Below are 8,699 nucleotides of genomic sequence, written 5' to 3' on the forward strand. Positions count from 1 at the left end.
CAAAAATCTTACAACTTGCTCAAGATACACAAAATATGGGCAAAAATATCACCAGCTGTGAGAAGTTTTTGTAAAATCTACAGGAGTTTGGGAGTTGCGCCTGCCAAGGGCATTTATTGAAGCTCTAGGCTATCCATAATGCGTTGGCCGATGGGTTGCCATTTGTCACGGACTTGCGCTGGGCAGTTGAAGTTAAAAATATGTACTTCATTATTGATGACTGCGTAGCGGAGATGGCTGTATTGACGTACCATCTGGGGCTTGCCCATCATCAGACTTTTTTCTTCGTCTTTTACTTCCCCTACAAACTCATAAATGATAACGCGCTTCCCGTTTACTTCGCGGATGCCTTCCTGCAAAAACACCACATTGCTGTGAAGTGCCAAGATGGTAGACTTGTAGAAGCCGGCCAATATCTGTAGGTCTTGCTCATAAAAATCGGCATCGGTTTGAGCTTTGAGCGAGCGGTTCACCAACTTGTTGACCCCAAAGTCTGCGACTTCGTCCATACTGGTATACATTGCCAAAGGGGGGCGATAAGCGCCATATTTGCGTACAATCAACATATCGGGCATAGGTGCAAAGCCTGCCGGAAGGGTTACGCTGATATACGGGGTGATTTTGACCTTAGTGTCTTTTTTGAAGCCTTGGGCCAGACCGGTACCCAAGGTAAGGAAGCCCAATAATAGGGCGAGTATGGTCGTTTGCATAAGTAAAGAGGGAAAATGGATGATGCCTCAAAAACGCAGTGAAGGGCCTTTTTGGTATACCCCTCCCCACCATAAGGGTGACTGCTTATGGTAGGGGGGCTTTTATATTTTTGGAAAAGGCTATTCGTTTTGGTAGATAAAAGTATGGGCTTTGCCATCAGCCTTGATATAGCCGCGATACATCCCTTCGGAGTTGAAAGGCATCGCGAGGTTGCCGTGTTTGTCCAAGATAATGACACCGCCTTCGCCGTCGGCGGCCACGAGTTTGCGCATCAATACTTCTTCGCCGGCTTCAGACACGCTTTTCCCCGCATATTTGACCAAGGCAGCAATGTCATAGGCTACCACATAGCGGATAAAAAACTCTCCGTGCCCGGTGGCAGATACGGCGCAGCTGGCGTTATCGGCATAGGTACCTGCTCCGATGATGGGCGTATCACCAACACGGCCATACTTCTTGTTCGTCATTCCGCCAGTGCTTGTGCCGGCCACTAGGTTGCCGTATTGGTCTAGGGCTACACAACCTACTGTTCCGAACTTATAGTCGCGCAGGTCTTGTGGGATAGCCCCTTGGTCTTTGTTGTTGTGGTTTTGTCGCTCTTTCTCCTTGATACGCTCTATTTGAGAAGCACGTTCGGGCGTATGGAAGTAGGTCGGTTCGACGATAGTCAGGTTTTGCTCGCGGGCAAACTGCTCTGCGCCTTGCCCAATGAGCATCACGTGCTCGGTGTGTTCCATCACGGCACGGGCAGCGGTGATAGGGTTTTTGACAGTCGTAATGCCAGCTACTGCGCCGGCTTTCAGGGTTTTACCGTCCATCAGAGCTGCATCGAGTTCGTTTTTCCCCTCACTGGTAAACACAGCGCCCTTGCCAGCGTTGAAAAGCGGGGAGTCTTCTAGGATTTTGATGGTCTCTACGACGGCATCCATACTCGTGCCACCATTTCTGAGGATAGTATACCCTGCTTTGAGCGCCTCTTCCATTTTTGCGTGGTAGGCGGCCTCGCGCTCAGGGGTCATATCTTGCTTGCGGATAGTGCCTGCACCGCCGTGGATGACAAGCGTGATTTTGTCCTGTTGTGCCATCAGAGACATCATCCCGAGGCAGCAGCAGAGTAGGGTGGTGTAAATCGTTTTCATAGGCATTTTTGGGGAGAGTGAGAAAGGAACTAAGGTTTGTGTATCTAATATTCCCAAACCAACCACTAAAGCTATGGATTAGCTTGAGCATCACGCTACCGGACATTTTCAAAACCCACAGTCAAAACTGTGGGCTAAGTCCCATTTTGGGCAAAATGAGACCTCAGCTTGTCTCGGAGCTGGAGCTTCGAGCTACTTTTCCAGAAATGCCCGGTGGCGTGCTTGGGCATAAAATAAATCTCGGGATAAATCTACAACTTTCTGCTTAATCAGCAATTGTATCTGTGGGCTTCTTAGTGCGTTGTGCTGTGTTATTTTTCCGAAGTGGTAGCTGGTACATCAATAAGAAGCCGAGCTGCCAATTGGCTCCGGTGCGGTCATTTTGTTTGAATCCGGGCACATCTGTGATGGCCATCGGGGTCTTGCTTTCGGTGAGCGCGAGGCGTAGATTGTAGCCCCCTTCCCAGCCCATAAAGATATTTTTCACTACTTCGACCCTAAAGCCTAGGCCAAAGTTAAGCCAAGCTGCCAAGAGCTTGTCTTGTCGCCAGCTGATGGGCGTATTGCCCCACAAGGCGCTGTTATTGTCATAGCGAAGGCTTTGGTTAAACTGCGCCAGCCCGAGCATTGCTCCCACAAAAAACACGTCTCGGGTAGGGTATTTTAGCTCGCTATTGGGTTTATAAAAAGGTGCGATGGCTGCTCCAATTTGGGCGTATTGCCCTTGCATCTGAAACTGCGCACCGAGGTCACGCTCCAACTGTACATCAGCAAGACCGGCGGCCAAGCGCAAGAAGTATTTGTTGTCAAATAGTAGCTCAGCATTGCCTTCAAATCCAGCACTGCGCCCATCAATGAGGTGATACAGCGGTGCAGCCACATTTGTCCCAATACGTAGTCCGGTAGGCTTAAAGGGAACAGGGTATTTTTGAGGTTTTGGAGGTGGTTTTTTGGCCTTGGTCGAGTCGGCAGCCCTGTATTGAATGCCAGACGGATTGTTTTGCGCCTGAACGTGTAACAAACCAAGAAAAAGGCTAAAAATACAGATGTAGATGTACTTGGGCGGGGTCATTGCTGATATTGGTGGAGATAATGGCTAGGGAGTCAAAAGTGCTCTTGGCACTTCGGATACTGACCGAGTTACGGAAATCACAATCGAGGTACACCGTTCGGTTGTAGTCGATGGTAAGGGTGTCGGTTCGGGCGATGTCATTGCGGCTGATGAGATAGCTGACCACTGTTTGGGTAGGGTGGACGGGTAGCAACCAGCGGCCTTGAACTGACTGCACAGGAAGGCTGCGTGGCTCATCAGCAATGATGGCCAACACACTGCCCAGCCCCGAAGCAACTGTATCTGTCGGGGCGCTTTTGCGGAAAAACAACAGCCTGACCTGCTCTTCTTGGGTTACGACCGGAGGGCAGGCTTCGCGGCAAGCACTCAGGCATAGCGCAATACAGGCCAATAAAAGGCTAAGAAAAGATTTTGGGGTAGAAATCATAGGTCAAAATTAGCAAAAAGCTTAGGATATATACCCTATGAAAATTAGTTTGGGAAATTGATGGGCTAAAAATCGTTGACAATCAAGGGAATCAAATCAAGTAAACCCTCAAATCAACTAAATCTTGCTATAAAGACAAAACGCAAGCGTCGAAACACTTGCGTTTGCCAACAGAAGTTGTGTAAGGGCTAAAGCCATTACCGATTATTTGGCCGCAGTATAGTTTTCGGCTACCTTGTTCCAGTCAATCACATTCCAGAAAGCCGCCACATAGTCGGGGCGACGGTTTTGGTACTTGAGGTAGTAGGCGTGTTCCCACACATCGATACCCAAAATAGGCATTCCGGTAGCGCCTACGTTAGGCATCAAGGGGTTATCTTGATTGGGAGTAGAGCTTACCTCTAGTTTGCCTCCTTTGTGTACACAAAGCCAAGCCCAGCCAGAGCCGAAGCGCGTGGTTGCTGCTGCTGAGAAAGCCTCTTTGAATTTCTCAAAAGAGCCAAAATCACGGTCGATGGCTGCTGCCAGCTCACCACTAGGCGAGCCACCACCATTAGGACTCATTACTGTCCAGAATAGGTTATGGTTATAAAAACCACCGGCATTGTTGCGTACAGCGGCAGGGTGTTTATCAATAGTTTGCAGAATCTCCTCTATGGTCTTTCCTTCCAACTCCGTACCCTCGATGGCTTTGTTGAGGTTGGTGGTATACCCGGCGTGGTGCTTGCCGTGGTGAATTTCCATCGTGGCTTTATCGATATGGGGTTCTAGCGCGTCGTGCGCATAAGGCAAATTAGGTAGTTCGAAAGGCATAATCATTGTTGTTTTGTGTGAATAAATGGTAAAAATAACTAGCACAAACAGCTGTTGATACTATAAAAGCAAAATGGCTTTTGCACCATTGGATTTGTATAAATAAACAAATCCTGTTGGGTTTAGTTCGTTTGTTGGGTAGATATTTCTACCCAAACTACCGCTGGAGGGGCTTGGTTGCTGTTAATAAGCCCTGTCTAGTTTCCCTGCCATATAGTTGACAAAAGCCCTGTTGACAACACGGTTGCCGCCCTTGGTGGGGTAGTTGCCTGTAAAATACCAGTCGCCTTGATGGTTGGGGCAGGCCTGAAGTAGGTTGTCCACCGTTTGGTAAATTACATCTACGCTAGCATTGATTTTTGGGGTGTGGATGATTTGGGCAATCTTGGCCGAAATCTCCAAGTCTGTAAAAGGCTCATAGAGCGCCTGTACGTAGTTGTGGTCGGCACCGCTGGGGTCGTCGAGGGAGGCAAGGCAGCGCTGATATACTTCTTCGATAAGGCCTTCGCGGCCTGTTTCATTAAGCAAGGCCATCACAGCACGAAAAGCAATAAAGCTCCCCATACGCGACATATCGATGCCATAACAATCGGGGAAGCGAATCTGTGGCGCAGAGGAGACGATAATGATTTTCTTGGGCTGTAGGCGGTCTACGAGGCGTAGGATGCTTTTTTCGAGGGTAGTACCCCGCACAATAGAGTCATCAATCAAGACAATGTTGTCTACTCCTTTCTGAATGACTTCGTAGGTTGTGTCATACACATTGGCCACGAGGTCGTCGCGGTGTTCGTCGTCAGTAATGAAAGTACGAAGCTTGGCATCTTTGATGACTAACTTTTCGACCCTAGGCCTGAAAGAAAGCAGCTCTCCCAGCCGCTCAGCGCTAAGGCTGTCTTTTTCCAATAAAATCTTTTTACGCTCATCGATGAGGTAATGCTCCATTCCTTGCAAAACACCCAAAAAGGCAGTTTCGGCAGTATTGGGGATATAAGAAAAGACCGTATTGGCCAAGTCATAATCGATTGACTTCAGGATTTGGGGGCAGAGCAGGCGACCTAAATGTTTGCGTTCTTGGTAGATAGCAGGGTCTGATCCGCGTGAAAAATAAATCCGCTCAAAGCTACAACGTTGCGGCGGTTGTTGGGCGATGAAAGTATCCAGCTTGTAATTGCCTTCTTTGTCAATAACTAGGGCGTGCCCGCGAGGAATTTCTTGAATATCATCGTACTCAACATTGAAGGCGGCTTTGATAGCCGGTTTTTCGGAGGCCGCCACAATGACCTCTTCGTTGGCGTAAAAGTAGGCAGGGCGTATGCCGTGAGGATCTCGGGCAACAAAAGACGCGCCGTATCCGGTGATGCCAGCCATCGCATAGCCTCCATCAAAATCACGGCAGGCGCGCTCCAAAACACGGAAAAGGTCAATCTCGCGCTCCAAAATCGGAGTCATTTCGCGTTTGCTGTATTGGCCTTTGTATTGGGCGTAGATTCGTTCGTTTTCCTCATCCAAAAAATGCCCGATTTTTTCCATCACCAAGACCGTATCAACCTTATCCTTGGGGTGTTGACCCAGCTCTAGGAGCACCTCGAAAAGCTCGTCTACATTGGTGAGGTTGAAATTTCCGGCTACAATCAGGTTTTTGCTGCGCCAGTTGCTTTGCCGCAAAAAAGGGTGGCAGTTCTCGATGCTGTTGCCCCCGTGTGTACCATAGCGCAGGTGTCCGAGCAAGACTTCGCCCATATAGGGAAGATTTTCTTTAATCCATAGCGGGTCTTGAGCTTGGGCTTTCGAAACCCCTTTGAGCGCTTGCTCTATCCGGTTGTTGGCGGTTTCGAACAAATATTCAATGGGGCGCTCATCGGTTGTACGGATGCGGCTGATGTAGCGTTTGCCCGGAGGCACGTCTATTTTGAGGGTAGCAAGCCCTGCTCCGTCTTGACCTCTGTTGTGCTGTTTTTGCATCAACAAATAAAGCTTGCGCAAGCCATAAGAAGAGGTATTGTATTTTTCTACGTAATAGGGGAAGGGTTTCCTAAATCTAATCAGTGCGATTCCACACATAGTTTCCGTAAGCTTGAAAGGGGAAAATACCAAAGTCAAAACCAAAGCGCAAAGGTAGGCCGTGGCCTTGGGATAACAAAAAAGACTGGCCATAAATTCCGACAAAAGCCTTTAACACACTTACCAATGCCTTGTACTAAAGCAAGGGTTACCTCATCGTTTCGGAGCGTATCAACCCAAGACTGTCATTGTAATTTTTGAGGCTTAAATGAAGCAATGAAGCCAGCGCACCAAAATACGTATTTTTGTGTTTTTCAATAAAACAGCGTTTATAGATTCACATTTTGTTGTATTTTTGCCATTAAGTCCAAAAGTACAACTACTAAACAACCCAAACCTCAGGTGTAAGAAGCCTTTGGAATTATCATAATCTTTCGTTTTTGGTATAGATGTTGAACAAATCCCCTACAACACAACCAACAAATCACACCAAAACCAAAGATGATTGTAAGCAAAGCGATGAAGACGACCAATTATCTACAAAACTACACCCTACAGCTCTTGATATGGGGGCTGCTATGCGCCAGCTGGATAGGGCTAAGCCCGCTATCTGCTCAAACAACATACTATGTAAGGCACAATGCCACTGTCAATGCAGGAACTTCTTGGGCCACTGCTACAACCCTACAAGACGCGCTGAGTAAGGCCGTAGCCAATGACGAAATCTGGCTTGCCCAAGGGACATACACCCCGGGGGCTACACGCTCCAGCCGATTCAATATCAACACCAATGGTATACGGATGTATGGCGGGTTTGTGGGTACAGAAACATCTCTGACTCAACGTGATTGGCAAAACAACCTGACCATCATCAGCGGAGATATAGGTACAGTAGGCGTACATACTGACAACAACTTTGTGTTGTTCCTGATTGGCTCGGCTGTTACCCGTACTACCCGCATTGATGGCCTAGTTTTTCGACACGCCTACAACGATAATCCGCTGGCAAGTGCCAAAGGCGGCTGGGGAGGGGCTATCCGAAGCGAAGGCGCTCCTACCATCATCAATTGTACTTTCGAGAACAACTTTGCCCGATGGGGAGCCGCTATTTTCAATGATGATGTATTGGCTTTCCCCGAAATCCGCAATTGTATTTTCCGAAATAATATCGGAGAACGTGATGCCGGTGGAATTTATAACTTTAAGAATTTTAATCTCAGTTTTGACCCCAATACCAACAACAATATCGGCTTCTTAGTGGCCGATTGCCATTTTGAAAACAATACCGGCAATGGAGACAGTGGCGGCGGCTCATTATATGGTGGTGGGGCTATGTATAATGACAATGCTTCGGGCACTGTACGCAACACTACTTTTACCAACAATACTGGTACAGGTGCGGTGTCTTATGGAGGGGCAATCTTCAACTATGCCCATAATACTTACACCGGCGGTATGGCGCTTAACAACCAACGAAGATTCGATATCTTGATAGATGGTTGTACTTTTGAGAATAACGGGGCGCTTACTTCGGGCGGTGCCATTCAAAATACCTATGGCACAGGTGCCCTAGACATTACTCGTTGTACAATCATTAACTCTAACTTTGCTAACAATAGCCCCGATAATGTCTCTAACTTCGGCGCTGTAGTCGTAGCTCCTGCTGCAATACCCAATGTCAACCTAACTGTAAACAATAATAAGCCTATTATCTGTCGAGGAGATTTCGCTTCGTTTACCATCCAAAATGCACAAGCAGGAGTCTCTTATAGGGTTTTTAGGGCTGATAACAATGTAGCACAGTCCGGAGCTGTAACGGGTACAGGAGCTAACCTGACACTCACCACCGGCAATCAACTGGATGCCGGTACTTTCAGTTACTATATCCTTGCCCGAAATACGACAACCAACACCACGGTACGTCTCAATACAGAGCCATCGGTAACGATAAACCCTTCTCCTACATCAACAATCTCTACACCTAGTACTACTGTTTGTCAAGGGGAACCGGTAACATTTACAATAACAGAGACACTGGTTAATTATGAGTTTTATGTAGGTACTCCTTTTTTGGATGAGAATCTTGTGCAGAGCGGTACTTCTAATACCTTTACTACGAGCTCTTTGCTAAACAATCAATTTGTATGGGCAAGAGGAACAAATGCGAATGGCTGCACTTCTTTCAGCGACTTTATTCGAATGACGGTCAACACGCCCGTAACGCCATCAGTATCTATATCAGCAAGTTCGACGGAGATTTGCAGCGGCAGCAATGTGAGCTTTACGGCCACACCGGTGAATGGCGGAGTCAGCCCCACATATCAGTGGCGAGTGAACGGGTCTGATGTATCCGGAGCTACATCGAACACATTCAACAGCAGCAGTTTGTCCAATGGGGATGTGGTGAGTGTGTTGTTGACAAGTTCTTTGACTTGTGTGAGCAGCGCTACAGCCAGCTCCAACACCATCGCGATGACAGTCAACACGCCCGTAACGCCATCAGTATCTATATCAGCAAGTTCGACGGAGATTTGCA

Annotated in this window: 7 protein-coding genes; 1 reads left to right on the forward strand and 6 read right to left on the reverse strand. The window is 47.7% G+C overall.

Going from position 1 to position 8,699, the window contains the following annotated elements:
• Positions 1 to 113: 113 nt before the first annotated feature.
• From G499_RS0109855 to G499_RS0109885, 6 genes are all read right to left on the reverse strand, one after another.
• On the reverse strand, positions 114 to 710 hold the full coding sequence (locus tag G499_RS0109855; protein WP_154658395.1) for a hypothetical protein: 597 nt from the start codon (positions 708 to 710) through the stop codon (positions 114 to 116).
• 120 nt (positions 711 to 830) lie between these two features.
• Positions 831 to 1,850 (reverse strand): isoaspartyl peptidase/L-asparaginase family protein, encoded by a 1,020-nt coding sequence (locus tag G499_RS0109860; RefSeq protein WP_169721317.1) that lies wholly within the window; start codon positions 1,848 to 1,850, stop codon positions 831 to 833.
• A 265-nt stretch (positions 1,851 to 2,115) separates the two neighbouring features.
• Positions 2,116 to 2,922 (reverse strand): DUF6048 family protein, encoded by an 807-nt coding sequence (locus G499_RS0109870; RefSeq protein ID WP_026999805.1) that lies wholly within the window; start codon positions 2,920 to 2,922, stop codon positions 2,116 to 2,118.
• Complete coding sequence (locus G499_RS0109875) at positions 2,885 to 3,349, reverse strand: hypothetical protein (RefSeq protein ID WP_154658397.1); 465 nt, start codon at positions 3,347 to 3,349, stop codon at positions 2,885 to 2,887. The genes G499_RS0109870 and G499_RS0109875 overlap by 38 nt, the downstream gene beginning before the upstream one ends.
• A 204-nt stretch (positions 3,350 to 3,553) precedes the next feature.
• Positions 3,554 to 4,162: a superoxide dismutase gene (locus G499_RS0109880; protein WP_026999807.1), complete on the reverse strand. Its 609-nt coding sequence runs from the start codon at positions 4,160 to 4,162 to the stop codon at positions 3,554 to 3,556.
• Positions 4,163 to 4,345: 183 nt separating this feature from the next.
• Positions 4,346 to 6,223 carry an amidophosphoribosyltransferase gene (locus G499_RS0109885; protein WP_026999808.1) on the reverse strand — a complete coding sequence of 626 codons (1,878 nt, stop codon included), beginning with the start codon at positions 6,221 to 6,223 and terminating at the stop codon, positions 4,346 to 4,348.
• Positions 6,224 to 6,664: 441 nt separating this feature from the next.
• Here G499_RS0109885 and G499_RS0109890 point away from each other — a divergent pair.
• A partial coding sequence (locus G499_RS0109890; protein WP_026999809.1) for an immunoglobulin domain-containing protein occupies positions 6,665 to 8,699 on the forward strand: 2,035 nt, incomplete at its 3' end.

Source organism: Eisenibacter elegans DSM 3317, from assembly GCF_000430505.1.
In the GTDB taxonomy this organism is placed as follows: Bacteria; Bacteroidota; Bacteroidia; order Cytophagales; family Microscillaceae; genus Eisenibacter; species Eisenibacter elegans.